This is a genomic window from Marinobacterium sp. YM272, assembly GCF_050908845.1.
GTDB lineage: Bacteria > Pseudomonadota > Gammaproteobacteria > Pseudomonadales > Balneatricaceae > Marinobacterium_D.
Map to the genome: position 1 here is coordinate 1345465 of NZ_CP194171.1, position 25723 is coordinate 1371187.

Annotated in this window: 28 protein-coding genes; 9 read left to right on the forward strand and 19 right to left on the reverse strand. The window is 59.8% G+C overall.

Features of this window, described 5'->3' with window-relative positions:
* Window positions 1-62 precede the first annotated feature (62 nt).
* Entirely contained in the window at window positions 63-734 is a 672-nt protein-coding gene (gene rpe, locus ACQUQP_RS06210) for a ribulose-phosphate 3-epimerase (protein WP_432697934.1), read from the forward strand.
* Window positions 734-1414 (forward strand): phosphoglycolate phosphatase, encoded by a 681-nt coding sequence (locus tag ACQUQP_RS06215; RefSeq protein WP_432697935.1) that lies wholly within the window; start codon window positions 734-736, stop codon window positions 1412-1414. Before rpe ends, ACQUQP_RS06215 begins: the two co-directional genes overlap by 1 nt.
* On the opposite strand, the gene nhaR is transcribed toward ACQUQP_RS06215, so the two are convergent.
* From nhaR to gatC, 7 genes are all read right to left on the reverse strand, one after another.
* Window positions 1403-2320 carry a transcriptional activator NhaR gene (gene nhaR / locus ACQUQP_RS06220; RefSeq protein ID WP_432697936.1) on the reverse strand — a complete coding sequence of 306 codons (918 nt, stop codon included), beginning with the start codon at window positions 2318-2320 and terminating at the stop codon, window positions 1403-1405. The genes ACQUQP_RS06215 and nhaR overlap by 12 nt on opposite strands.
* Window positions 2321-2606: 286 nt before the next feature.
* Entirely contained in the window at window positions 2607-3074 is a 468-nt protein-coding gene (gene bfr / locus ACQUQP_RS06225; RefSeq protein ID WP_432697937.1) for a bacterioferritin, read from the reverse strand.
* Window positions 3075-3077: 3 nt separating this feature from the next.
* A complete protein-coding gene (gene bfr, locus ACQUQP_RS06230; RefSeq protein WP_432697938.1) occupies window positions 3078-3551 on the reverse strand; it encodes a bacterioferritin in 474 nt (157 codons plus the stop codon).
* Window positions 3552-3674: 123 nt separating this feature from the next.
* A complete protein-coding gene (locus tag ACQUQP_RS06235) occupies window positions 3675-3869 on the reverse strand; it encodes a (2Fe-2S)-binding protein (RefSeq protein WP_432697939.1) in 195 nt (64 codons plus the stop codon).
* Between the two features lie 330 nt (window positions 3870-4199).
* Window positions 4200-5654: an Asp-tRNA(Asn)/Glu-tRNA(Gln) amidotransferase subunit GatB gene (gene gatB, locus ACQUQP_RS06240; protein WP_432697940.1), complete on the reverse strand. Its 1455-nt coding sequence runs from the start codon at window positions 5652-5654 to the stop codon at window positions 4200-4202.
* 14 nt (window positions 5655-5668) lie between these two features.
* Entirely contained in the window at window positions 5669-7120 is a 1452-nt protein-coding gene (gene gatA / locus ACQUQP_RS06245; RefSeq protein WP_432697941.1) for an Asp-tRNA(Asn)/Glu-tRNA(Gln) amidotransferase subunit GatA, read from the reverse strand.
* 31 nt (window positions 7121-7151) lie between these two features.
* The gene (gatC, locus tag ACQUQP_RS06250; protein WP_432697942.1) at window positions 7152-7439 is read right to left on the reverse strand and encodes an Asp-tRNA(Asn)/Glu-tRNA(Gln) amidotransferase subunit GatC; all 288 of its coding nucleotides are present in this window, start codon (window positions 7437-7439) and stop codon (window positions 7152-7154) included.
* 191 nt (window positions 7440-7630) lie between these two features.
* Here gatC and ACQUQP_RS06255 point away from each other — a divergent pair, with 191 nt between their 5' ends.
* The 7 genes from ACQUQP_RS06255 to ACQUQP_RS06285 all read left to right on the forward strand — a co-directional run bounded on the left by ACQUQP_RS06255 (window position 7631) and on the right by ACQUQP_RS06285 (window position 16858).
* A complete protein-coding gene (locus ACQUQP_RS06255; protein WP_432697943.1) occupies window positions 7631-8668 on the forward strand; it encodes a rod shape-determining protein in 1038 nt (345 codons plus the stop codon).
* A gap of 128 nt (window positions 8669-8796) precedes the next feature.
* The gene (gene mreC, locus ACQUQP_RS06260) at window positions 8797-9594 is read left to right on the forward strand and encodes a rod shape-determining protein MreC (protein WP_432697944.1); all 798 of its coding nucleotides are present in this window, start codon (window positions 8797-8799) and stop codon (window positions 9592-9594) included.
* Window positions 9587-10075, forward strand: coding sequence for a rod shape-determining protein MreD (gene mreD, locus ACQUQP_RS06265; protein WP_432697945.1), 489 nt, complete (start codon window positions 9587-9589; stop codon window positions 10073-10075). The genes mreC and mreD overlap by 8 nt, the downstream gene beginning before the upstream one ends.
* 13 nt (window positions 10076-10088) lie before the next feature.
* A complete protein-coding gene (locus tag ACQUQP_RS06270) occupies window positions 10089-10685 on the forward strand; it encodes a Maf family protein (RefSeq protein ID WP_432697946.1) in 597 nt (198 codons plus the stop codon).
* Window positions 10686-10702: 17 nt separating this feature from the next.
* Window positions 10703-12175: a ribonuclease G gene (gene rng, locus ACQUQP_RS06275; protein ID WP_432698684.1), complete on the forward strand. Its 1473-nt coding sequence runs from the start codon at window positions 10703-10705 to the stop codon at window positions 12173-12175.
* Between the two features lie 13 nt (window positions 12176-12188).
* Window positions 12189-16031: a YhdP family protein gene (locus ACQUQP_RS06280; RefSeq protein WP_432697947.1), complete on the forward strand. Its 3843-nt coding sequence runs from the start codon at window positions 12189-12191 to the stop codon at window positions 16029-16031.
* The gene (locus ACQUQP_RS06285; protein WP_432697948.1) at window positions 16028-16858 is read left to right on the forward strand and encodes a carbon-nitrogen hydrolase family protein; all 831 of its coding nucleotides are present in this window, start codon (window positions 16028-16030) and stop codon (window positions 16856-16858) included. Before ACQUQP_RS06280 ends, ACQUQP_RS06285 begins: the two co-directional genes overlap by 4 nt.
* Before the next feature lie 16 nt (window positions 16859-16874).
* Here ACQUQP_RS06285 and yjgA read toward each other — a convergent pair whose 3' ends face one another.
* The 12 genes from yjgA to ACQUQP_RS06345 form a co-directional block, all read right to left on the reverse strand.
* Complete coding sequence (gene yjgA, locus ACQUQP_RS06290; protein ID WP_432697949.1) at window positions 16875-17402, reverse strand: ribosome biogenesis factor YjgA; 528 nt, start codon at window positions 17400-17402, stop codon at window positions 16875-16877.
* A gap of 4 nt (window positions 17403-17406) precedes the next feature.
* Complete coding sequence (gene mgtE, locus ACQUQP_RS06295; RefSeq protein WP_432697950.1) at window positions 17407-18759, reverse strand: magnesium transporter; 1353 nt, start codon at window positions 18757-18759, stop codon at window positions 17407-17409.
* Between the two features lie 68 nt (window positions 18760-18827).
* Window positions 18828-19097 carry an HPr family phosphocarrier protein gene (locus tag ACQUQP_RS06300; RefSeq protein ID WP_432697951.1) on the reverse strand — a complete coding sequence of 90 codons (270 nt, stop codon included), beginning with the start codon at window positions 19095-19097 and terminating at the stop codon, window positions 18828-18830.
* A gap of 25 nt (window positions 19098-19122) precedes the next feature.
* Window positions 19123-19980 (reverse strand): RNase adapter RapZ, encoded by an 858-nt coding sequence (rapZ, locus tag ACQUQP_RS06305; RefSeq protein ID WP_432697952.1) that lies wholly within the window; start codon window positions 19978-19980, stop codon window positions 19123-19125.
* Window positions 19980-20447 (reverse strand): PTS sugar transporter subunit IIA, encoded by a 468-nt coding sequence (locus tag ACQUQP_RS06310; RefSeq protein ID WP_432697953.1) that lies wholly within the window; start codon window positions 20445-20447, stop codon window positions 19980-19982. Before ACQUQP_RS06310 ends, rapZ begins: the two co-directional genes overlap by 1 nt.
* A gap of 27 nt (window positions 20448-20474) precedes the next feature.
* The gene (gene hpf / locus ACQUQP_RS06315) at window positions 20475-20765 is read right to left on the reverse strand and encodes a ribosome hibernation promoting factor (protein WP_104003400.1); all 291 of its coding nucleotides are present in this window, start codon (window positions 20763-20765) and stop codon (window positions 20475-20477) included.
* A 52-nt stretch (window positions 20766-20817) separates the two neighbouring features.
* Window positions 20818-22326: an RNA polymerase factor sigma-54 gene (locus ACQUQP_RS06320; protein WP_432697954.1), complete on the reverse strand. Its 1509-nt coding sequence runs from the start codon at window positions 22324-22326 to the stop codon at window positions 20818-20820.
* 52 nt (window positions 22327-22378) lie between these two features.
* Window positions 22379-23104, reverse strand: coding sequence for an LPS export ABC transporter ATP-binding protein (gene lptB, locus ACQUQP_RS06325; protein WP_432697955.1), 726 nt, complete (start codon window positions 23102-23104; stop codon window positions 22379-22381).
* Window positions 23101-23619, reverse strand: coding sequence for a lipopolysaccharide transport periplasmic protein LptA (gene lptA / locus ACQUQP_RS06330; protein ID WP_432697956.1), 519 nt, complete (start codon window positions 23617-23619; stop codon window positions 23101-23103). The genes lptB and lptA overlap by 4 nt, the downstream gene beginning before the upstream one ends.
* Window positions 23609-24178, reverse strand: a complete 570-nt coding sequence (lptC, locus tag ACQUQP_RS06335) for an LPS export ABC transporter periplasmic protein LptC (protein WP_432697957.1) — start codon at window positions 24176-24178, stop codon at window positions 23609-23611. The genes lptA and lptC overlap by 11 nt, the downstream gene beginning before the upstream one ends.
* A gap of 1 nt (window position 24179) precedes the next feature.
* Entirely contained in the window at window positions 24180-24716 is a 537-nt protein-coding gene (locus tag ACQUQP_RS06340; protein ID WP_432697958.1) for a KdsC family phosphatase, read from the reverse strand.
* Window positions 24716-25687: a KpsF/GutQ family sugar-phosphate isomerase gene (locus ACQUQP_RS06345; RefSeq protein ID WP_432697959.1), complete on the reverse strand. Its 972-nt coding sequence runs from the start codon at window positions 25685-25687 to the stop codon at window positions 24716-24718. The genes ACQUQP_RS06340 and ACQUQP_RS06345 overlap by 1 nt, the downstream gene beginning before the upstream one ends.
* Window positions 25688-25723 lie beyond the last annotated feature (36 nt).

Consider the following 25723-nt stretch of genomic DNA (forward strand, 5'->3'; position numbering starts at 1 on the left):
ACCCTGCGCCGGCTTTTGTACAATAGCGCTCCACCCAACCAAGCACAGCGGTAGATTGCCCGATGACAGATTACAAGATTGCTCCCTCGATTCTTTCCGCCGACTTTGCCCGTTTGGGTGAAGAGGTTGAAGCGGTATTGGCTGCCGGTGCCGATATCGTCCATTTTGACGTGATGGACAACCACTACGTTCCCAACCTGACCATCGGCCCGATGGTGTGCAAGGCGCTGCGTAAACACGGTATCCAGGCGCCGATCGATGTACACCTGATGGTCAAGCCGGTGGATCGGATGATCGGCGATTTTATCGACGCCGGTGCAACCTATATCACCTTCCACCCGGAAGCATCCGATCATATCGATCGTTCGCTGCAGATGATTCGTGACGGTGGCTGCAAGTCCGGGCTGGTGTTCAACCCGGCCACGCCGCTGCACTACCTCGATCATGTCATGGACAAGGTCGACATGATCCTGTTGATGTCGGTAAACCCCGGCTTTGGCGGGCAGAAATTTATTCCGTCCACGCTCGAGAAGCTGCGCCAGGTGCGTGAGCGCATCGACGCCAGCGGTCTGCCGATCCGCCTGGAGGTCGATGGCGGTGTGGGTGTGGGTAATATCCGTGAAATTGCTGCTGCGGGGGCGGATACCTTCGTCGCCGGCTCGGCTATTTTCAACACCGATGACTACCGCGCGACGATCGACAGCATGCGCGCCGAGCTGGCTCAGGCTAAGTGATGGCTGCTGATGCTGTGAGCGCGCCGGCTGCTGTCCTGTTCGACCTTGATGGCACCCTGGTGGACAGCGTGCCGGATCTGGCGCGGGCGGTGGATCAGATGCTGGAGGCGCTGGGGCGTGCTCCGGCGGGCATCGACGCTGTGCGTCAGTGGGTGGGTAATGGCGCCGATACGCTCGTTAAACGGGCGCTGAGCGGAAGCGTTGAGGTGCAGCTCGATGAGGAAAACGAAGAGCTCTTCCCGGTGGCGAGAGAGCTGTTCTTCGGTGCCTATGCCCAGGCTAATGGCCGTACCAGTCAGGTCTATCCCGGCGTGGCGGAGCTGCTGGAACACTACCGTCACCAGGGTGTGCCGATGGCCGTGGTCACCAATAAGCCCGGCAGCTTCACCGGGCCGTTGCTGGAGCAGCTTGGTCTTGCGGCCTACTTCTCTGTCGTCGTGGCCGGCGATACCCTGGCTGAGAAGAAGCCCTCGGCGGCGCCGCTGTTGTATGCCTGCGATCGTCTGCAGGCTGCGGCGGATAAGGCGTTGATGATCGGTGATTCATCGGTTGATGTGGCCGCCGCCCGCGGCGCCGGCTGTCCGGTCATCTGCGTCAGCTACGGCTACAACAAGGGGGCGCCCATCGAAAGTGCGGGCGCGGATCGGGTTATCGACTCACTGGCCGAATTAGTTCTCTGACCCGGTTTCGGAAAGCAGTTCGCGGGCCCGGTGTGTAATCGCCTGCACACCGGGATGGCGGATCTGCCGCTCCAGCGAGATAGCGTAATAGCGCTCCCGCAATCCCTCCAGTCGACCGATGACCTCAACGCTGTGCTGGCGCTGCAGCTCGCTTTCCAGTACGGAAGGGCCGCAGAACAGGCCGGTGCCGGCCTGACCGAAGATGTCGATCAGCGCCGAGTCGGCACACTGCACACGCACGGATGGCTCGAGGTGCCGGGCGCGGAACCACTTCATGATGTTGGCGCCGGCGACGCTGTCGTCGGTGGGCAGCAGCAGTGGTGCATCATTGAGCCGGGCGGGAAACTCTTCCCGGTAGTGTGCGGCCAGGGCCGGGCTTGCGAACATGCTGATGCCGGTTTCACCCAACAGATGGTTGTAGGCGCGCACATGGGTGCTGGCGTCGATGGGACGGTCGGCCAGAATCAGATCGACCCGGTTGGCGATCAGATCACCCAGCAGCGCTTCCATTGATCCTTCCCGACACTCCAGGTGAACCGGCTCCTCCAGTTCCAGAGCCGGTGCCAGCAGTTTGTAGGCGATGCTTTTGGGAACCACATCGGCGATACCGACGGCGCAGTTGATCCGCTGGTTGCCCGCATCATGCAGCTGCAGCTGCATCGCCTCACCGAGGCTGAAGATCTCTTCGGCATACTCCAGTGCCTGACGACCGGCGTCGGTCAGGTCAAGGCGTCGGCCATGGCGCTCAAACAGCTCTATTTCCAGCATCTCTTCGAGCACTTTCAGCTGCCCCGAGATGGTCTGCGGCGTCAGGTTCAGGCGTTTGCTGGCCCGGGCGATGGTGCCCTCCTGGGCGACGACCATGAAATAGCGCAGGTGGCGAAAGTTAAGGTTATGAATGCGCATTCGAAAATTTCGAAGAGAGGTGAGATTAAATTCGAATTTTATATAGTTTGATAAGGACTATACTCGATATTGCTCATGCAGTCTCTCCCCCGAGACTGGATTGCTCTGTTCTGGTATGTGGACAGACATCGGCTTTATCACACACATTCACCCGCCGCCCTGGCGGGTTTTTTTTGCCTGCGGATCAGCCTGTAAGCCCTGCGTTCGAGATCTCTTTCTGTTGCTGGCTGCCGGTAACAAAAAAGGCAGACCTGAAGATCTGCCTTTTCTGAAGGTGCGGGCCAGTTTACATCTGTGACTGCTGGTAGTTCTTCAGGCCAACCCTGTCGATCAGGCCAAGCTGTTTCTCCAGCCAATAGGCGTGATCTTCCTCGGTGTCTTCCAGCTGCTGGCGCAGCATCTCGCGGGTCTGGTAATCCTGTTCCTCTTCACAGAGCTGAATCACCTCTTTTAGGTTTTTCGCCACGGTGTATTCGGTGTTCAGGTCGTTGCGCAGCATTTCGGGCACGTCCTTGCCCACGTGGATCGGCTCGCGGGTGACCAGGTCGGGGGTTCCCTCAAGAAAGAGGATGCGGGCGATGATCGCCTTGGCATGGCCTTTTTCGTCATCGAATTCGTGAGAGATACGCTCGTAAAGTTTGGTCAGCCCCCAGTCGTCATACATTTCCGAGTGGATGAAGTACTGGTCCATGGCGGCCAGCTCGCCGGCCAGCAGTTTGTTCAGGGCGTTGATGACTTTCTTTTTACCTTGCATCACTTATTCCTTCTCGATGGCGGACTGCAGATAGTTCTCGATGCCGGTCTCCCGGATCAGGTGCTGCTGAGCTTCGATCCAGTCGACGTACGCCTCTTCGCTCTCCAGGATCTCCACCAGCAGGTGGCGGCTGACATAATCTCCGGCAGCCTCGCACTCGGCGATGACTTCGCGCAGAAGCGTCAGCTGGTCCATTTCCAGGTCCAGGTCGCACTGCATCATCTCGGCGCAGTGTTCGCCGATACGTAGTCGTTCGAGTTGTTGCAGGTTGGGCAGCCCTTCCAGAAACAGGATGCGCTCGATCAGCTCATCTGCCTGTTTCATATCCAGGATCGATTTTTTGTAGGCCGCGTGATTGAGCTTTTCCAATCCCCAGTTCTTGTACATCCGGGCATGGAGAAAGTACTGGTTGATTGAGGTCAGTTCGATTGTGAGCACTTTGTTCAGTCGGCGAACCAGCGCTTTATCACCTTGCATTAAGAACTCCTTTTGCGTCGTTGCAAACGTTTAACGGCGGCTGGGCGGGTGAGTAGCCCTGTCACAGGAGTATAGCTTAGGGGAATGGCGTTTGCGGCCCGGAGGAGGGGCGGATGCCTGCTGTCAGGCAGGCACCGCGAGAGCCAGGGCACGTTCGGCCTGCTCGCGCTTGAGTATCTGGCGGGCGGTACAGGTGCATTTGCCGCACTCACTGCCGACGCTCAGCGAGCGGTTAAGATCACGCACGCTGCTGGCGCCGTCGTCTATCGCCTGTTGAACCTCGCGTTCGGTGATGTTGTTGCAGATGCACACGTACATGGCGCCCCCTTTTGCTCAAACTATAGAGTATGGGTGTTCAAATAGTATTGGTAATGATAATAGTTCGTATTAATTAAATTTCAACCGCTTTTTTCTCAACATGACGTGCCTGGTGTTGGGGTTGTCGTTTCAGGCTCATCTGTATGACAGGCAGCAAAACCGGTGCCAGCAGGGCGTCTGGATTGCGGGGCTTGCAAAACAGAGGGTTAGGTTTTCAGGGGTGAGAACGGGGTGGGCGGTTGTCGCAAAGTGCACAGCGTTGGCGTCGCTGTTTGTTGAGGTGAAACGAGAAGATGGAGAAGCCCGCTGCGGGCTTCTCCATCAGCTGGGTCAGTCGCAGAGCGCGTCGAGCTTCTGCTTCAGGATACCGGTGACGGCGCCAGGGTTGGCCTTGCCGCCGGTGGCCTTCATCACCTGGCCCATAAAGAAGCCAAGCATCTTGCCGCGCTTCTCGGGCTCGGCAGCCTTGTACTGCTCAACCTGCTTGGTGGCATTGGCGATCACATCGTCGACGATCTTTTCGATCGCGCCGGTGTCGGTAACCTGCTTCAGGCCTTCCGCTTCGATGATCTCGTCCGCGCTGCCGCCTTTGCTCCACATCAGCTCGAACACCTTCTTGGCGATATTGCCGGAGATGGTGTTGTCCTTGATGCGTACCAGCAGGCCGCCGAGCTGATCCGCCGATACCGGGCTTTGCTTGATATCGGTATCGTTCTGGTTCAGATACTTGGCGAGTTCGCCCATGACCCAGTTCGCCGCCAGCTTGGTATCGCCGCAGGCACTGACTACCGCTTCGTAGTAGTCCGCCTGGGCGCTGTAACCGGAGAGTACGCCGGCGTCGTAGTCGGAGAGTTTGTACTCGCTGATAAAACGCTCACGGCGAGCGTCCGGCAGCTCCGGCAGGGTTTCGCGGATCGCGTCGATGTAGCTGTCGTCGATCACCACCGGCAGCAGGTCTGGGCAGGGGAAGTAACGGTAGTCGTTGGCATCCTCTTTCGAGCGCATGCTGCGGGTCTGGTTTTTGTCCGGATCGTACAGGCGGGTTTCCTGTACCACCGTGCCGCCATCCTCGATCAGGTCGATCTGACGCGCCACTTCGGTGTCGATGGCGCGCTCGATAAAGCGGAACGAGTTGATGTTCTTCAGCTCGGTGCGGGTACCGTACTCTTCCTGACCTTTCGGGCGCACGGAGACGTTGCAGTCGCAGCGCATGGAGCCTTCGGCCATGTTGCCGTCGCAGATGCCCAGGGTGGTGACGATCGCGTGGATCTTGCGGGCGTAGGCGGCGGCTTCCTTGGAGGAGCGCATATCCGGCTCGGAGACGATCTCCACCAGCGGGGTGCCGGCACGGTTCAGGTCGATACCGGACATGCCGTGGAAATCTTCATGCAGGGACTTGCCCGCATCCTCTTCCAGGTGGGCGTGATGCAGGCGTACGCGGCGCTGCACGCCCTCGTCGGTCTCGATATCCACAAAGCCGGGGCCGACGATCGGCTCGGCCAGCTGGGTGGTCTGGTAGCCCTTGGGCAGATCCGGGTAGAAGTAGTTCTTGCGCTCAAACACGGAGCGTTTGCCGATCTCTGCGTTCACTGCCAGGCCGAACATCACGGCCATGCGCAGGGCGTTTTCGTTGAACACCGGCAGGGTGCCCGGCAGCGCCAGGTCAACGGCGCAGGCCTGGGTGTTCGGCTCCGCGCCAAAAGCGGTGCTGGCGCCGGAGAAAATCTTGGTCGTAGTGGAGAGCTGGACGTGAATCTCCAGCCCGATAACAACTTCCCATTCCATCGTAGTCAAACCTCTCAGATGCCAGCCGGTGCCTGTTTATGCCAGTCAGTTGCCTGCTGGTACTGGTGTGCCACGTTAAGCAGCTTCGCTTCGGCAAAGTGGTCGCCGATGATCTGCAGGCCGACGGGCAGCCCCTCAACCTGTCCACAGGGCACGGACATGCCCGGCAGGCCGGCCAGGTTCAGCGACAGGGTGTAGATATCTTCCATGTACATGCTGACCGGGTCGTTGCTCTTTTCGCCGATCTTGAACGCCGGGTGCGGGGTAGTCGGCGCCATGATGACATCAACCTCTTCCAGTACCTTGGCAAAATCCTGCTGGATCAGGCGGCGGATCTGCTGCGCCTTGTTGTAGTAGGCGTCGTAGTAGCCGGCGCAGAGGGCGTAGGTGCCGACCATGATGCGGCGCTTGACCTCGTCGCCGAAGCCTTCGCCACGGCTGCGCTTGTACATGTCTTCCAGGTCTTTCGGGTCTTCGCAGCGGTAGCCGTAGCGCACGCCGTCAAAGCGGGACAGGTTGGAGGAGGCTTCGGCCGGCGCGATGATGTAGTAAGCCGGGATCGACAGCTCGGTACGCGGCAGGCTGACCTCTTTGACCGTGGCACCCATCTTTTCGAACTCGGCCACGGCGTTACGTACCTGCTCGGCCACCTGCGGGTCGAGCGTATCGGTGAAGTACTCTTTCGGCAGACCGATCTTCAGGCCGGCCAGCGGTTCGTTCAGCGTGGCGGTGTAATCCGGCACTTCGCGGTCCACGCTGGTGGAATCCATCGGATCGAAACCGGCCATCACGTTGAGCATCATGGCGCAGTCTTCGGCGGTGTGCGCCATCGGGCCGATCTGGTCGAGAGAGGATGCAAAGGCGACCATGCCGTAGCGGGAGACGCGGCCGTAGGTCGGCTTCAGGCCGGTGATGCCGCAAAGAGCCGCGGGCTGGCGGATGGAGCCGCCGGTGTCGGAGCCGGTGGCTGCAGGGGCCAGGTGTGCTGCCACAGCAGCACCTGAACCGCCGGAGGAGCCGCCCGGTACACGGTCGGTATCCCAGGGGTTGCGGGCCGGGCCGTAGTAGCTGGACTCGTTGGAGCCGCCCATGGCGAACTCGTCCATGTTGGTCTTGCCCAGCATGACCGCGCCGGCCTGCTTGAATTTGGCCACCATGGTGCCGTCGTAGGGGGAGATAAAGTTATCCAGCATCTTCGATGCGCAGCTGGTGCGCACGCCCTGGGTGCAGAACAGATCCTTATGGGCGATCGGCAGGCCGGTGAACGGGCCCGCGGTACCGGCGGCGAAGGCTTCGTCGGCGGCTTTCGCCTGCGCCAGCGCTTCCTCTTCGGTCACGGTGATGTAGCTGTTGTATTTGCTGTCTTCGGCCTTGATGCGCTCAAGCCAGGCCTGGGTCAGCTCGGTGCTGGTGAAATCGCCGTTGCGCAGGCCGGCTGCCAGTTCGGCCAGTGTCTTATCAAACATGGTTCGCTATTCCTTGAAAACTGAAGCCGGATTACTCGATCACTTTCGGGACCAGGAACAGTCCGTCTTCGACGGCAGGAGCCGCCGCCTGCAGCTGTTCACGCTGGTTGGGCTCGGTAACCTCATCGGCGCGCAGGCGCTGTACCGCGTCGAGCGGGTTGGCCAGAGGGGCGACACCGGTGGTGTCCGTCTGCTGCATCTGGTCGATCAGATTAAGGATATTGGAGAGGTTTTCGGTGTAGGCGGGGATATCGCTTTCATCGATCTGGAGGCGTGCCAGATGGGCGATACGTTCCACGTCGGATCGGTCCAGAGACATAAGTCCGCTTCTCGCTGTCTAAACGTTCGGGATAGGAATTCGAAGCGCAGTAAGTTACCACATTTGTTCCTTGCCCAAAATCCCCGCCATTGTTAGAGTTATCGCCTTTCAGGACTTCTGGCCAGTAATGTCGCCCGGCCCGTTTGCATCCCGTGGCGGCCAGATGGCAAACCTCAGGGTATCCGCTTCTCATGTTCAAGAAAATCCGTGGTCTTTTCTCCAGTGACCTGTCCATCGACCTGGGCACCGCTAACACCCTTATATACGTACGTGATCAGGATATCGTCCTTAACGAGCCCTCGGTGGTTGCGATTCGTGTCAACGGCAACCAGAAATCGGTTGCGGCCGTCGGTGCAGACGCCAAGCGTATGCTCGGCCGTACCCCGGGTAACATCACCGCCATCCGGCCGATGAAAGATGGCGTCATCGCCGACTTTCACGTCACCGAAAAGATGCTGCAGTATTTCATCAGCAAGGTGCACGACAACTCTTTCCTGACACCGAGCCCGCGCGTGCTGGTCTGCGTTCCCTGCAAATCCACCCAGGTTGAGCGTCGCGCGATCAAGGAATCGGCCATCGGTGCCGGTGCCCGCGAGGTCTACCTGATCGAAGAGCCGATGGCAGCAGCGATCGGCGCCGGCATGCCGGTGGATGAAGCCAGCGGTTCCATGGTTGTGGATATCGGTGGCGGTACCACCGAAATCGCCGTGATTTCTCTGAACGGTATCGTTTATGCGGAGTCTGTACGTGTAGGCGGTGACCGCTTCGATGAAGCGATTGTCACCTACGTGCGTCGTAACTACGGCAGCCTGATCGGTGAGGCCACCGCTGAGCGGATCAAGCAGGAGGTAGGCACCGCTTACCCGACGGCGGAAGTGTTCGAGATCGACGTGCGCGGTCGCAACCTCGCCGAAGGTATCCCGCGCAGCTTCACGCTGAACTCCAACGAGATCCTGGAAGCGCTGCAGGAGCCCCTGTCCTCCATCGTTCAGGCGGTCAAGAGCGCACTGGAGCAGTGCCCGCCGGAGCTGGCGGCTGATATCGCCGAGCACGGTATCGTGCTGACCGGTGGTGGTGCGCTGCTGCGCAACATCGACCGTCTGATCAGCGAAGAAACCGGACTGCCGGTGGTTGTTGCCGAAGATCCGCTGACCTGCGTAGCGCGGGGTGGTGGTAAGGCGCTGGAGATGCTGGACAAGCACTCCTTCGAGCTGCTGACCTACGAATAATAACGATGTGACCTGTTTTCGACTTGTCACCGTCGAGGCCGGTGGCACAGAGTCAAAACCGGAGGTCTGTTATCAAGACTATTTTTAGAGGGGGGGCACCGCGTGCCCTCTTTGTCGTTCTGATACTGATGGCTGTGCTGCTGATCGTCGCCGACCTGAACTGGTCGAAGATGCGTGAGGGGCGTGCCTGGATGTCGCTGGTCGTCACACCTCTGCAGTGGCTGGTTGATCTGCCCTCCCGCGCCGCCGACAACCTCTCCAGTGTGGTGGTATCTCGCGCGACCCTGCTCAGCGATAACGAACGCCTGCGTTCGGAAGCCCTGCAGCTTGAGCGCAAGGTGCAGCAAAACGCCTCCCTGATCGCCGAAAATATCCGTTTGCGTGAACTCTTGAGCGCCAGTCAGCGGGTCGATGAGCCGATCCGTCTGGTGGAGCTTATCGGCGTCAACCCGGATCCGTTCCAGCACGAGGTGATCATCAACCGTGGCTCCGAGGACGATGTCTACCAGGGGCAGCCGGTACTCGATGCCGGTGGCATCATGGGGCAGGTGGTATCGCTCTCCCACTACACCGCCCGGGTCATGCTGATCACCGATGCCCGTGCAGCGATCCCGGTGGAGGTCAACCGCAACGGTTTCCGTGCCATCGCCCTCGGCAAGGGCGTGCTGGGCGAGCTTGAACTGGAGCATGTGGCCGATACCGCCGATGTGCGTGAGGGCGACCTGCTGGTGACATCGGGGCTTGGCGATCGCTTTCCACGGGGATATCCGGTGGCAGTGGTGACCGAGGTGATACGCGATCCTGGTCTCCAGTTTGTGCAGGTTCGCGCCAAACCGGCCGCACGCCTGGACAAGAGCCGCCACCTGCTGCTGGTAGGCGGAAAACCCGAACCGGTGGCGATACCGCCGGAGGTTGCCGGTGAGTGAAGAGCGCGCCGGCGGCGGGCTGATCATCTTCGGTACCTTTATTATCGGTCTGGTACTGAGTCAGATCCCGATGCCCGATATGCTGATCTGGGCACGTCCCGCCTGGGTGGTGTTGGTGCTGATCTACTGGACCATGGCGCTGCCCCACCGCATAGGGGTCAGCAGTGCCTTCCTGCTCGGTCTGGTGATGGATCTGGTGCGCGGCTCGGTGCTGGGTCTTAACGCCCTGTCGATGACGATCATCGCCTTCCTCGTTCTGGTTCTCTACAAGCGGATGCGGATGTTTCCGCTCTGGCAGCAGTCAGGCCTGATCCTGGTGTTGGTGGGAATCAATCAGTTACTCTTCCACTGGATGCAGGGCATTACCGGTACCACCAGCGAGTCCCTGTTCTTCCTGTTGCCGGCAGCGGTCAGCGCTCTGGTCTGGCCCTGGCTGTTCCTGCTGCTGCGCAATATCCGCCGCGTTTTCCACATAGCCTGATTCGGGAGCGACGATGGCTCAACTTGTACTTGCTTCAGCCTCACCCCGTCGCCGCGAATTACTGGATCAGATCGGTGTGCCTCACCGGGTGCAGCCTGTCGATATCGATGAAACCCCCAGGTTAAACGAGTCGCCCCGGGCGTACGTTGAGCGTCTGGCACTGGAAAAGGCGCAGCGGGGATTTGAGGCCGGCGGCGCAGACTGGCCGGCACTTGGGTCGGATACGGCGGTTATTCTCGATGGCGAAATCCTTGGCAAACCGGCGGATGAGGAAGATGCTGTAAGGACGCTGCTGCGACTGTCCGGCAGGCGTCACCAGGTGATGACCGGCGTCGCTGTTGCGAACGGCGATCACTGCCGTGTCGAAACGGTGATAACAGAAGTGAGCTTTATCGACTTCGATGAGCACTGTGCACGGCAGTACTGGGCCAGCGGTGAGCCTGTGGATAAGGCGGGTAGTTATGGTATTCAGGGGCTCGGTGCCGTGTTTGTGGAATCTATCAGCGGCAGCTATTCGGCCGTGGTGGGTCTGCCATTGGCGCAAACCGCGACCATACTAAAAGAATTCAATATCAAGGTCTGGCAGACAGTGCCGGCTAGCAGTGCCTGATGGCTAAGGGAAGCGGCATGGGTGAAGAGATACTAATCAACTTTACGCCGATGGAAACGCGGGTTGCGGTCATTGAGAACGGCATGCCGCAGGAGATCTACATCGAGCGCGTCAAGCGGCGTGGCATCGTGGGCAATATCTACAAGGGCAAGGTGGTGCGTGTGCTGCCCGGCATGCAGGCGGCCTTTGTCGATATTGGCCTGGAGCGCGCGGCATTTATCCACGTGGACGAGGTGGTCGACAGCAGTCAGACCGGAGAAACCCGTTCCAGCCTGTCCATCTCCCAAGTATTACGCGAAGGGCAGTCACTGCTGGTACAGGTCACCAAGGACCCGATCGGCACCAAGGGCGCACGTCTGACCACCCATCTGTCGATCCCGTCGCGTTACCTGGTGCTGATGCCGGGTAATACCCATATCGGCGTGTCCCAGCGGATTGAAGATGCCGAAGAGCGTGAGCGCCTGCGCGGTCTGATTCAGCAGCTCACCGAGAACGAGGAGGAGGGCGAAAGCGAGTGTGGCTTTATCCTGCGTACCGTTGCCGAGCGGGTCAGCAGCGCCGAACTGGCATCGGATATTCAGTTCTTGCGCCGCCTCTGGAGCAGCATTCAGGAGCGTATCGAGCAGGTGAAGGCGCCAGCCGCGGTGTATGAAGATCTGCCGCTGAATATGCGGGCACTGCGGGATATGGCCCATGCCGGCGTTGAGCGTATCCGCATCGATTCCCGCGAGACCTTCCAGAAGGCGATCGAGTTTTCCCGCTCTCTGGTGCCGGAGATCGAGGACAAGCTGGAGTATTACCCAGGTGAGCGGCCTATATTCGACCTGTTTAATGTCGAGGAAGAGGTGCAGAAAGCCCTGGGTCGCAAGGTGGAGCTGAAATCGGGCGGCTACCTGATTTTCGACCAGACCGAGGCAATGACCACGGTGGACGTGAATACCGGTGCGTTCGTCGGTCACCGTAACCTGGAAGAGACGATCTTCAAAACCAACCTGGAGGCGGCCACCGCCATCGGTCGTCAGCTGCGCCTGAGGAACCTGGGCGGCATCATCATCATCGATTTCATCGATATGGAGGATGTGGATCATCAGCGTCAGGTGCTGCGTACGCTCGAACGTGTACTGGAAAAGGATTATGCCAAGTGCAAGGTGACCGGTGTGTCCGAGCTTGGCCTGGTGGAGATGACCCGCAAACGTACCCGCGAGAGCCTGGAGCAGGTGCTCTGTGAGCCCTGTCAGCAGTGCGAGGGACGCGGCTCTATCCGTACGCCGGAAACAGTCTGCTACGAGATCTTCCGCGAAATCCTGCGCCAACACCGTGCCTACGATACCGATTCATACCTGGTCCTGGCGAACCAGCGCGTGGTGGATTACCTGGTCGACGATGCATCGGATCACGTGGCGGAGCTTGAGGTGTTTATCGGTAAAACCATTCGCTTCCAGATCGAGCCGATGTATAACCCCGAACATTTCGACGTTGTGCTGCGCTAAGGGCGGGTGAGCCATGCTCAAGGCTTCGGTCAAACACCTGCTCTGGTGGAGTTTGATGCTGGCCATGCTGTTAGGGCTGGTGCTGATCGGCCTGCGCATGGCGCTGCCCAAGGTGGGCGATTACCCTGAGGAGATCGCCGCTTATGTGGGCGAGCGGCTCGGTATCGGCTTGAGCATCGACTCGCTGGAGGCTCAGTGGGATGGCTACTTTCCCACTGCGACTCTGCACCAGATCCGGGTGAAAAATGCCGGTGAGAGCGGCCCCGAGGTGCGGCTCAGCATCGCCCGTATCGACGTAAAACTCGACCCCTGGCGCTCGCTGCTGCGCCTGCAACCGATTTTCAAACAGTTGGATGTGGTCGCCCCGAGCGGCATCTGGAGTCAACGTGACGGCCACTGGCTGCACCGTCCCGGAATCGGCCAGAGCAGCAGCGGTCTCAGCGAGCAGGGCTGGAGCCGGCTGCTTAATCTGCTGCTTAGCCAGCCACAGGTCGGCATTCGCCAGGCCAATCTCCGTTTACAGCCGGAACAGGGCACCTCGCGGCGCCTTGAGGCGGTTGATGCGCTGTTGGAAAACGCCGGCGATGAGCATCAGTTGAGCGGCCAGTTGCGGGTCAAGGGGCTGGGTGAGGACTCCCAGCTGCACTTCGCGGTGCAGTTTCAGGGCACGCCCGAAGATCCGCTGCAGGGGGATTACCCCTTCTATCTCAAGCTCGATTCACTGGGGCCCGAACTGCTGACCCTGGTGGATGTGAATCTGCCCCTGAAGCAGCTGCGTGCCGGCACCGAGTTCTGGGGGCGCTGGGGCAAAGGTCAGTTGCAGTGGTTGCAGGGTAGAGCCGCGCTGGGTCGTCTGCTCTATGGTGAGGAGTCGGCACAGGTTGAGCTGAGTAACAGCACTCTGGATTTTGCGCTGTTCAAGCAGGCAGAAGGTTACCAGCTGCAGCTTAACCGGATTCACCTGAACTCCCGGGAACAGGCACTGGATCTGCCGCAGCTGGTCCTGAATGCACAGATGGTCGAGGGCAAGCCGGTGCTGCGGCGCCTGGCGCTACCTCAGTTGACGCTGGAGCATCTGAATGCCTGGTTCCTGGCGCAGCCCTGGCTGCCGGAAAAGGCGGCACAAGCGTTATCCGCCCTGTCCCCCGCCGGCACCCTGGCCAATATTGTCCTCGACTGGGAGAGTGGCGTCCCACTCAAGGCGTTCAAAGCCAGGGCCGATGCCCGGGATCTCAGTGTTGAGGCCTATTATGGTGCGCCCGCTATTGCGGGGGCTTCAGGCCTTGTCGAGGCGGATCTGAGCGGCGGCCGACTGCACCTGCAATCCGAGCAGTTCGGCCTGCATTTTCCCAGGCTGTACGACGAGGGCTGGCGTTTCGACAGTGCCGGCGGTGTTATCGCCTGGTCGCTGACGCCGGATGCCGCGCTGATCAGCAGTGAACTGCTGCACTTGAGTGATGACAGTGTCAGTGCAGAAGGGCGGTTCAGTATCCATATTCCCTACAGTCGGGAGCAGCAGACCGAACTGACACTGATGATCGGCATGCGCGACTCCGATGGAACTCAGGCACAGCGGTTTACCCCGGCCAAAGAGGTGGGGCAGGGGCTGCACGCCTGGCTTGGCAGTGCAATAGAAGCGGGCGATGTGCGTCAGGCCGGGCTTGTGCTGCATGGCGGCACGCGCAGGCTGGAGCAGTCCAGTCACCCCAGCGTGCAGCTGTTTTTCGATATCGGCCAGGCAACACTCAATTACGATGCCAGCTGGCCGAAAGTCAGCGACGCTGATCTGTTTCTCTATCTACGTAACGGTGACCTGCGGGCCGATGTGCGCTCAGGCACCCTGATGAACACCCGTGTTGATTCGGGCTGGGCCTACAAGCCGCTGCACCAGGATCAGCTGCAACTGGCTTTCCAGCTGCAGGGGCCGGCCGATGACCTGAACCAGGTGCTGGCGCTTGATCCCCTGCGTGAGGTGATCGGCGATGGCATGGCCGACTGGCGCCTGGGTGGCGAGCTGAGTACCTCTCTGGTGCTGGCAGTGCCGGTTATACACAGGGAGGGGGGCAAGGCCGAGGCGCAGGTGGATGTCAGGTCGCGGTTAGCCGGTGGCTCACTGGTATCGGAGTCGTTGAACCTTCAGCTGGAGAATCTGAATGGCAATGTCAGGTTTTCTACCGAAGAGGGGCTTAGCAGTGATGCACTGGAGGGGAGCCTGTTTGGCGAACCCCTGAGCGGGCGGATCGAAACCCGGGACGGTGTCACCAGCGTCAAACTCTCCGGCTCGTCCCCCGTAGCGAAGGTCAGGGAGTGGAGTGGTGTAGCGCCCCTGCGGCTGGTCAGCGGTGATCTGGCCTATGATGCCTGGCTTATCCTCTGTAACGGCAAGGTCCAGTGCGGCAGCCGGTTTGAGCTCACCTCGACGTTGCAGGGGGTGGCTGTGGATCTGCCGGCCGGGTTTGGACTTGCGTCAGATGCGCAACGCTCCCTGGGTATTCAGGTGCCGCTGGGCAGTGCGCAATTAAGCTTCGACTACGCTGGGCTGCTCAAGGGTATTTTTGACCTCTCGCCGGGTCCTGTGACGGGAACCCTGTCTGTGGGGGCGGGTACCCCTGAGCTTCGCTCCACCCCCGGTCTCTATGTCGAAGCTGTGATGGAGCGGCTTGAGCTCAGTGACATCAGTGACCTGCTGGATCGCCTGGAAAGTATCGCCCCGCCAGAGGCTGAGGGGCCGCAGGGCGGTGCCGGCAGCGGGGCCGGGGCTCTGAAGCAGGTGGCGCTTCAGGTTGACCGCTTTGGGATTGGAGCCCTGGAGATCGACAATGTATCGGCCAGTCTTTCACCGGCTGATCTGGGCTGGCTGCTGCAGTTGTCCGGGCCAACGCTGCAGGGACAGGTGATTCTGCCGGATGACGATACCCCGATGGAAGTGGCCCTGCAGCGGCTTGAGATCGTCGCCCAAGCGCCTGGGGCCGAAACGCCGGCAAAGCCTGCCTCGGGCGCGGCGCTCAATTTTGATGACCTGCCGGCGATTGATCTGTCGGTGCTTGATCTGATCTACAAGGAACGTCCCCTTGGACGCTGGAGCGCTCAGCTGCGACCGGACGTCAACAGCGTCAGGTTGCGTGATATTCGAGGCCAGATGAGCCAGGTGAGTGTGCGCGGCGAGATGAGCTGGTTGCGCCAGGACGAAGACAGGACCGGCATGACCCTGAAAATTGAGGGGCAGGACATAGGCGAGCAGCTAGAGCTCTGGGGCATGGCGAAAACACTCGACAGTCAGTTGCTGAATGCCGATCTGCAGCTGGAGTGGACCGGATCACCCTGGGAGATCAACAGTGATACTCTGGATGGCTCGGCTCAGCTACTTCTCAAGGACGGCCATTTGATCGAATCCGGTAACAGCGCCAACCTGTTGCGCGTGTTCGGTATCCTTAATTTCAATACCCTGGGGCGGCGCTTACGTCTGGATTTCAGCGATCTGTTTGAAAAAGGCGTGGCCTTTGACCGTCTGGCAGCGGACTATCGTTTTGATAACGGCGTCGCCAGCAGCGAGGCGCCGCTGCTGATGGAGGGCCCCTCGGCTAACCTGAAAGCCAGTGGCCGTATCGATTTCAACCGGGAGACGGTGGATAAGGATATCGAGGTGGTGCTGCCGTTAACCAGCAATGTGCCGTTCGCGGCTGTTCTGCTCGGTGCGCCACAGGTGGCTGGCGCGGTGTTTCTTATCGATCGTCTGATCGGTGACAAACTGGAGCAGGTGACGACGTTGAGGTATCACCTCAGTGGTGACTGGAGTGACCCGCAGGTGGAGCTTGAAACGGCGCCACCCAGGCAGCGGGAGGAGGTATTCCGATGAGTCGGGTTGCAGTGGTACAGATGGTCTCCACGGTGGACGTGGAGGCCAATCTGAAGCAGGCGCAGGCGCTGCTGGAGCAGGCGGCGGATGCCGGTGCCAGGCTGGCGCTGTTGCCGGAAAATTTTGCCCTTTTCGACAGTGTGTCGGTGCTGGCGCTGGCGGAGGCGGAGCTTGAGTCCAGAGTATTGGAATCCTGGCTCGCCGAACAGGCCCGGCATCTGGGTCTCTGGGTTATTGCCGGCAGCCTGCCGGCGGTGGACCGTCCCGATGGCTCCCGGGTACCCGATGGCCGTGTACGCAGTCGCATGCTGGTGTTCAACGACCAGGGCGAGGTGGTTGCCCGCTACGACAAGCGGCACCTGTTTGATGTGGATGTGGGGGATGCGCAGTCGCGCTACCGCGAATCGGATCGTTTCGAGCCCGGTGATGAGGTGCTGGTAGTGGATTCGCCGCTGGGTGTGCTGGGTCTGAGTGTCTGCTACGACCTGCGCTTCCCGCTGCATTATCAGCGCCTGCGTGAGCTTGGTGCGGAACTGCTGCTGGTGCCCTCGGCCTTTACCGCCGTGACCGGAAAGGCTCACTGGGAGGTGCTGCTGCGGGCGCGGGCGATCGAAACCCAGTGCTACTGCCTGGGAGCGGATCAGGGCGGCTGGCATTCGCGTACCCGGGAAACCTGGGGGCACTCTATGGTTGTGGACCCCTGGGGCGAGGTGATGGCGTCACACGTTCAGGGAGCGGGGCTGGCCCTGGCCGATATCGACCTGAAGGCGCTACACAAACTGCGGTCGCAGATGCCGGTGTGGCAGCACCGTCGCGACCGCTGCTGAATAAGCCGCTGAGAGCTCAGTTACCCTCGCTGATCTCACGCAGGTAGCGGAACAGCTTGCGTGCCTGGGCCGGCGGTTTGTTCTGCTGGCGCTCTTTCTTCGCGTTGCGCACCAGTTGGCGCAGGTGCTGGATATCCGCTGCGGGGTGCTCTTCGATATAGCGCTGGAGCACATCGTTGTCGCCGTCGATCAGCTGGTCGCGCCATTTTTCCAGGGCATGAAAGTGCTGGTTATGGGCCGCACTTGCCGAGTCGAAACGTTGAATCGCTTCACGGATCGCGTCGGCATCCTCGGTGCGCATCAGCTTGCCGATAAACTGCAGCTGGCGCTTCTTCGCGCCGTTGGCGCTGATGCGGCGCATCTCGGCAACCGCGCTGGCAAGGCGTTCTCCCATCGGCACCTGGGCCTGCTGTTCCGGGTTCAGCTCGGTAATCTGCCGGCCCAGCTCCTGCAGAGCTTCCATGTCCCGTTTTACCTGACTGCGACTGGGGCCCCAGTCTTCTTCATCGCCAGGGTATTCCTGGCTATCTTTGAAATCGCTCATTGACCTAACCAAAAAACAGGGTCGCCAGACCCAGGAATGCAAAGAAACCGACCACATCGGTGATCGTTGTCAGCAGCACGCTACCGGCCAGGGCCGGGTCTATACCCGCCGACTTGAGAGCCATCGGCAGCAGGGTGCCGGCCATCGCCCCGGCAAGCAGGTTGATCACTATCGCCAGTGCGATCACCAGGCCGACGGTGGTGTCGCCAAACCAGACCATGGCCACGCCGGCCACCACCAGTGCCCAGAGGGTACCATTGAGTGCGCCGGCAATCAGCTCGCGATTGAACAGCCAGCCGATATTGCCGCGCTCTATATGTCCCAGCGCTTGTCCCCTGATCACCAGTGTCAGGGTCTGGCTGCCGGCGATGCCGCCCATGGAGGCGACAATCGGCATCAGCACCGCCAGTGCGACCACCTGTTCCAGGGTGTCCTCAAACAGGCCGATCACCGCCGAAGCGATAAAGGCGGTGATCAGGTTGATGCCCAGCCAGACCGCCCGGCGTCGGGTGGTACGCATGACCGGGGCGAAGGTGTCTTCGTCCTCGTCAAGGCCTGCCATGCTCATCAGCGAGTGGTCGGCATCCTCGCGGATGACGTCGACCACGTCATCGATGGTGATACGGCCGAGCAGTTTACCGTTTTCGTCGATCACCGGCGCAGATACCAGGTCCTCGTCCTCGAACAGGCGGGCAACTTCCTGGTCCGGCAGGTCGGCGGGAATCCCCGCCAGCTCGGTCAGCATGATTTCGCGAACCATCACCTGCGGGTCGGACGTCAACAGCCGGGTCAGCGGCAGCGAGCCGATAAATGAGTCCTTGCGGCTGACCACAAACAGGCTGTCGGTGGATTGAGGCACTTCGGTGTGACGACGCAGGTAGCGCAGTACGGTTTCGACGGTGATATCCGGACGAATGGTGACCGTATCGGTGTTCATCAGGCCGCCGGCGGTATCCTCCGGGTAGGAAAGCAGTTTTTCGACGCGCTTGCGGTTCTGCTTGTCCATGATGCGAAGCAGCTCTTTCATCACCCGGTCGGGCATCTGCTGCATCATGTCGGCGACATCGTCGGAGTCGAGACCTTCGGTGACGGTAAGCAGTTCGTTGGCATCCATGCGGCTGAGAATATCGCTCTGGACATCGTCACCGAGGTGCTGAAGAACCTTACCCTCGTTTTCCTTGCTGATCAGGTTCCAGAGGATCTGCCTTTCCCGTGGCGGGGTCTTTTCCAGCAGCTTGGCCGCTTCAACCGGACGCAATCCCTTGTTGAGCATGAAGCGCATGCGCTTGAGCTCGTCGCTGGTCAACGCGCTGCTCAGTTCTTCGAGGGTGTTTTTCTTTTCGTTTGGGATGCTCATGCCGGAGTGGATCGCTGCGCTCGTGGGGTGGAAGGCTTACGGAGAAGTATAGCGGCGCGGAGGTGGATCTACTCGGGCTCGTCGAAGCGGTTGTTGATCAGGGTTTCAATGGCGGCCATCGCTTCCACTTCATCTTCACCGGCCACCCGAAAAGTCAGGTCGGTTCCCTTGGAAGCGGCGAGCATCATCACGGCCATAATGCTTTTTCCGTCCACCTGCCGGCCGTCTTTGTCGATTTTGATCTCGCTGGAAAAGTGCCCGGTGGTGTTGATCAGCTTGGCAGCAGCCCGCGCGTGCAGACCGAGCTTGTTAATGATTTTTAACTGTTTTTCGATCATCGGGGTTCCTGGTAACGGGCGGCGATCAGGTCAGTTCGCGGTGACGGACGTGAACATTATCCATAAGTTCACTGAAATGGCCAGCCAGGTGCTCGGCGATGTAGACCGAACGATGCTGGCCACCGGTACAGCCGATACCGATCGTAATATAACTGCGGTTGTTCTGCCGGAAGGAGGGGATCCAGCGCTCGAGGAAATCGCGAATATCGTCGACCATGGCATAGACATCCGCCGACTCTTCGAGGAACTCGATAACCGGCTGGTCGCGCCCGGTGAACTGGCGCAGCTCCGGAATCCAGTACGGGTTGGGCAACATGCGCACGTCGAAGGTGAAGTCCACATCCAGAGGTACGCCGTGTTTGAAACCGAAGGATTCGAACTGAACCGAAAGGCTCTGCTCGCTTCTCTGGGCGATGCGCAGCTTGATGGTGTCGCGCAGCTCGTAGAGGGTCAGCCGGGTGGTGTCGACGCGAATATCGGCCAGGCTGGCGATCGGCTCTAGCAGCTCCCGCTCGTAACTTATCGCCTCCTGAAGACCCGCCTGGTTGGTGGATAGCGGGTGTTTGCGCCGGGTGGCGCTGTATCGCTTGATCAGCGTGGGCTCGGCGGCATCGAGGTAGAGTATTTCGCAGCTGAGATCATCCCGTTTTGCCAGTTCGCCGATAATCTCTGGGAAGGCGTGCAGGTTGCTGATCAGGTTGCGGGCGTCGATGCTGACGGCCAGGCGTCCCGGGTGTTCCGGGTCGCCGAGCATCTGGTCGATCAGGTCAGGCAGAAGACGGGCTGGCAGGTTGTCGATGCAGTAGAAATCAACGTCTTCGAGCGCCTGCAAGGCTGTGCTTTTGCCTGAGCCGGAGCGACCGCTGATCACGACAAGCTTCATTAAGCCCCCAGTTTCTCCATCTGCGTTATGAAGGTGGAGTAAAGCTCGGCGGAGGTCTCACAGCCGCGCAGCTTTTCCCTGGCGTCGCGCTGGCTGAACAGCTCGGCCAGTCCCGCCAGTGTCTGCAGATGCTCCTCTGCGCCGTCTTCGGGCACCAGCAGGAAGCAGAGCAGGTCCACGGGCTGGTTGTCGATAGCGTCAAAGTCTATCGGCGTCGCCAGTGTCATCACCAGTGCCACCGCGCTTTCGCAGGCGGGCAACCGGCAATGGGGGATCGCAACGCCATCACCGATACCGGTACTGCCAAGGCGTTCCCGGTTCAACAGACCGGCAAAGATCTCTTCCGAGGGGGGATTACCAGACTGGCCAGCGAGAGTATCGCTGGCCAGTTCGAGGGCTCTTTTTTTGCTGACGACATCGGCGTGACAGAGAGTGCGCGATTCGTTCAGCAGTTCAGTTAAGTTCATTATCTGACAGGAGCGTCCGGTTTTCGTTTATTTGTGCGCCTTCATCTTTTCCTTGTGCTTGATGATCTGGCGATCAAGTTTATCCACCAGTCCGTCGATGGCTGCATACATATCATCGTGTTCGTGCGTCGCGAAAATCTGGCCGCCGGCCAGGTGAAGATCGGCTTCGGCCTGTTGACGCTGCTTCTCAACGCTCAGAGTCACCTGGGTGTTGGTGATGTTATCGAAATGGCGCTCCAGTTTGTCAAACTTGGTACGAACATAGTCGTTAAGGGCATCGGTCAGTTCGACATGATGGCCAGTGATGTTGATCTGCATACGTTTTCTCCTAGTCACAATGCACGCTTTTTTATCGTGCTTTCCACTTCAATTAAACCAGACGCTTCCGCTCATTAGAAGGCGGAATTGCCATCGCTTCACGATATTTTGCAATCGTGCGTCTGGCGACGTTGATTCCCTGTTCGTCCAGCAGTTGAGCGATCTTGTTATCGCTGAGCGGTTTGCCCGGATTTTCCGCTGACACCAGCTTTTTGATCAGCGCGCGGATGGCGGTGGAGGAGGCTGCGCCGCCGTCCGAAGTGCTGACATGGCTGGAGAAGAAATACTTCAGCTCAAAGATGCCGCGCGGCGTGTGCATGTACTTTTGTGTGGTGACGCGCGAGATGGTCGATTCATGCATGCCCACCGCTTCGGCGATGTCATGCAGCACCATCGGTTTCATCGCCTCTTCGCCCTGTTCAAGAAAATCGGACTGGCGTTCAACGATCTCTGTGGCCACCTTCAGCAGGGTGTCGTTGCGGCTCAGCAGGCTCTTAAGGAACCAGCGCGCCTCCTGCAGATGGTTCTTGAGGAAATTGTTGTCGGCGCTGTTGTCGGCGCGTCGGATCAGGTCAGCATACTGGGCGTTGATCCGCAGTTTCGGCGCGGCCTCGGGGTTGAGGTTGACCGCCCACTCACCCTTGATTTTGGTGACCACCACGTCGGGGATGACATATTCCGACTGGCTCGGATTGATCATCGCGCCGGGTTTCGGGTTCAGCGACTGGATCAGGCGGATGATCTCCTGCAGTTGCTCTTCCTTCACCCGCATACGCCGCAGCAGGGTTTTGTAGTCGTGGTTGCCGAGCAGTTGCAGGTGCTCGCTGACCAGCCTGAGTGCGTCCTGCAGGTACGGGGTGTCGGGGTCCAGCTGGCGCAGCTGGATCGCCAGGCACTCGCTCAGGTCGCGGGCTGCAACGCCGGGCGGGTCGAACTGCTGGACACGGTGCAGGACTGCTTCGATCTCGTCCTGCTCGGTCTCGATGAAGTCTTCCGGGTACTGGCGGGTGAACTGCTCGATCAGCTCTTCCACTGACAGGGTGAGATAACCATCCGGCTCGATACCGTCGATGATCGCTTCAGCCACCAGACGGTCGTTATCGCTCATCGGTGTCAGGTTGAGCTGCCAGATCAGGTGGTCCTGCAGGGTCTCGTCGCGGGTGTCGTTATCGCCCGGTTCCCAGTCATCATCGCGCGCGGGAGCGGAGGCGGCCGGGGTCGTCTGGTAAGTGTCATCCCAGGAACTGTCAGTGGTCAGCTCGGTCGGGATATCCTCGCTCCAGCTGTCTTCCGGGGTATCTTCGTAGCTTTCTTCGCGCTCGGATTCGCCACTTTCGGCGGCTTCAGGTTTTTCCTGGGTGTTATCGCTCTCATTGCCGTCGTCGCTGCCCGGCAGTTCGTTATCCTCTTCGCTGACCTCGAGCAGCGGGTTGCTCTCCAGCGCCTGCTGGATCTCCTGCTGCAGATCCAGCGTCGATAGCTGAAGCAGACGGATCGCCTGCTGCAGCTGTGGCGTCATGGTGAGTTGCTGACCGATTTTGAGCTGTAAGGATTGCTTCATACTACTACGCGATAAACCATTACTGGGTCGGTGTTAGTGGCGCCCCAGGCTGCTAGAGCCTGAACTGCTCGCCAAGGTAAGCCTGACGTACCTGCTGGTTTGCCAGGATCTGTTCCGGGTTGCCCTGCGCCAGGATCCCGCCGTCACTTACAATATAGGCGCGCTGACAGATATCGAGCGTCTCACGTACGTTGTGATCTGTGATCAGCACGCCGATGCCCCTGTCCTGCAGGTGTCTTACCGTCTGCTTGATATCCCCGACGGAGATCGGATCTACGCCTGCAAACGGCTCATCCAACAGGATGAAGTGGGGCTCGGTTGCCAGGGCGCGTGCGATTTCCACGCGGCGGCGTTCACCGCCTGACAGCGACATGCCGATGCTGTGTGTCAGATGGGTGATATGAAACTCTTCGAGCAGCTGTTCCAGCTTGGCTTCACGCTGCGCCTTGCTCAGGTCTTTGCGTGTTTCCAGGATGGCAAGCAGGTTGTCTTTAACGCTGAGCTTGCGAAATATGGACGCTTCCTGCGGCAGGTAGCCGATACCGGAACGGGCCCGGCCGTGCATCGGTAGCCGGGTAATGTCGTCCTGGTTGATGCGAATCTGGCCGTGATCCGCCTTGATCAAACCGACGATCATATAAAAACAGGTAGTCTTGCCGGCGCCATTGGGGCCCAAAAGGCCAACGACCTCGCCGCTGCTGATCTGCAGCGATACATCACGCACGACCTGGCGGCTTTTGTAACTCTTGGCCAGGTGGAGGGCTTCAAGCTGCATCATGGGTTGTCTCCAGCCTGCTTGGGCTGAATCACCATTTTGACCCGTTGGTCGCCGCTTTCGCTGCTGAAGGCGTTAACTATCGCTTTGTCCATGTTGTAGACAATGCGCTGGCCGGAAAATGTGTCTTTTCCCTGTTCGACGCGGGCTTCCTGCGTGATCGTGATTTCCTGCCGGTTTACCCGGTACTCCATGCGCAAACCGTAGGCATGGGTGACGGGGTCATCGGCGTTGGGTTTTTGTTCAAATTCTGCCGGTCGACCAATAGATACGATACGGTCTACATCGCCGTCCGCGCTGCGGTAAAGCTCGACCTGGTCGCCGCGAATTTTCATCGAGCCCTGTTCGATTTCCACGTTGCCCCGGTACACGGTCACGCCGGTGTTGTCGTTCATGCTGGCGCTGTCGGCGCCGATCTGGATCGGCTGGGATGAATCCTCGGGAAGCGCCATGGCAGGAGCCGACAGCCAGAATACCAGGCTGCAGATCGCGGCAGGAAGGGTCGGTTTAAGGCGCATTGTATCTACCCTTTACGTTAGAAAGCAGTTCAACCCGGCGCTCGTCGAAGTACACCTCGAGACCGGTGGTTTCGGTGCGCTCGTCTTCGCGAATCAACGTGGCGGGGGCGTCTGTCTCGGCATAATCCCTGGGTGGGTAAACGCTGAGCGTACTGGTTGTCAGTACCGAGCCGGGCCCGGATAGCGGATTATGGTTAACCTCCACATCGCCTGCAAGCTGAATCTCACTCTGATCATCCAGCACCCAGCCTTCGTTGGCGCGTATTTTGTATGCCCCACCCTTATCCTGCGGCATCAGCGTGCTGGGCTCAAGTAGCTTGCTGGAGTTGAGCCTGGGGTAGTGGCGCAGTTCGGGGGTTGTCCAGCTGCGTTGAAAAGAGCCGTCCTCACCCCAGTAGCGGGTCTCGGCATCGCGCATGAAGAAGTCGATACTGGTATCCGTATCCTGGCGCAGCGTCTTTTCCTGCGGCAGGTTGTTGCCGGCAAAACCCCACCAGAGCAACAGTGGCGTGAGAATCGCCAGGGCAACAAGCAGCCGCACTCGTCCCGCAGTCAGCACGTCAGAGGTACTCCTCAAGGATCGGCATCAGTTTCTCCTGGGCGGCGAGAACCAGTTCGCAGATCTCGCGTCCTGCACCCTGGCCCCCGGGCGTGGTGCTGACCCAGTCGGCCTGTTCGCGTACGTACCAGTGGCCATTCGGTACCGTGGCGCCAAAACCGGCACAGCGGATGGCGCCGAGATCGGGCAGGTCATCGCCGATATAAGCGGTGGATTCTGCATCGAACCCGGTTTCCTGCCAAAGCTCCTCCAGCGCAATGCGCTTGTCTTCCCGCCCCTGGCGCAGGTAGTTGATTCCCAGGGCTTCGGCGCGCAGTTCGACCTGGGGTGAGCGGCGTCCGGTAATAATGGCGCTTTTGATGCCGCCCTTGTGCAGCAGCTTGATGCCGAGGCCATCAAGGATACTGAACGACTTAATTTCACGGCCGTCGGCAAGAAAGTTGAGCTGACCGCTGTTGAGTATGCCGTCGACATCAAATACCACCAGCCTGACTTTTTTGAGTTTGGCCAGTTGTTCCTGGGATAGAGATTCGAGCATCAGATAACTCCCGCTTTCAGCATATCGTGCATGTTCAGGGCGCCCACCGGGCGATCGTTTTCATCCACCACGATCAGGGCGTTGATCTTGCGGCTCTGCATGATCTGCAGTGCTTCGGCGGCAAGAATGCCCGCTTTGATGGTGGTGCAGTTGGCGGTCATAACCTGGTCGATCGGTGTCTGCTTGAGGTCGACCTCCTGGTCCAGCGTACGACGCAGGTCGCCGTCAGTGAAGATGCCAACCAAGGCACCGGACGTATCCGTGACCGCGGTCATGCCCAGGCGTTTTTGCGTCACCTCCAGCAGCGCATCGCGGATGGAGGTCTCCACATCGACGTGGGGTACTTCGTTGCCGGTATGCATGATGTCATCGACCAGCAGCAGCAGGCGGCGACCCAGAGCCCCGCCGGGATGGGAAAAGGCGAAGTCCTCGGCACTGAATCCGCGTGCTTCCAGCAGGGCGATCGCCAGAGCATCGCCCAGCACCAGCTGTGCCGTGGTGCTGGAGGTCGGGGCCAGTCCCAGCGGGCAGGCTTCCCGGTCAACCGGTATGTGCAGACTTACATCAGCCGCCTGGGAAAGGGTCGACTCGGGTTTGGCAGTGATGCTGATCAGCGGCGCCTGCATCCGTTTGATCAGTGGCAGGATCGTCACCACCTCGGCGGTTTCGCCGGAGTTGGACAGTGCCAGCACCACATCGTCCCGGGTGAACATGCCCAGGTCACCATGGCTTGCCTCGCCCGGGTGTACAAAGAAAGAAGGTGTTCCGGTGCTGGCCAGGGTGGCCGCGATCTTGTTGCCTATATGCCCCGACTTGCCCATGCCCGTAACGATGACGCGCCCCTTGCAGTTGAGCATCAGTTCGCAGGCGCGGGTGAAACGTTCGTCCAGATGGCTGAGCAGATTCTTGACTGCATCCAGCTCCAGTTCGATGGTGCGGCTGCCCGCGCGGAGAAAGTCGAAATCGGACATGGGAAACTCAATCTCTTTGAGGGAGTGAAAGATGTA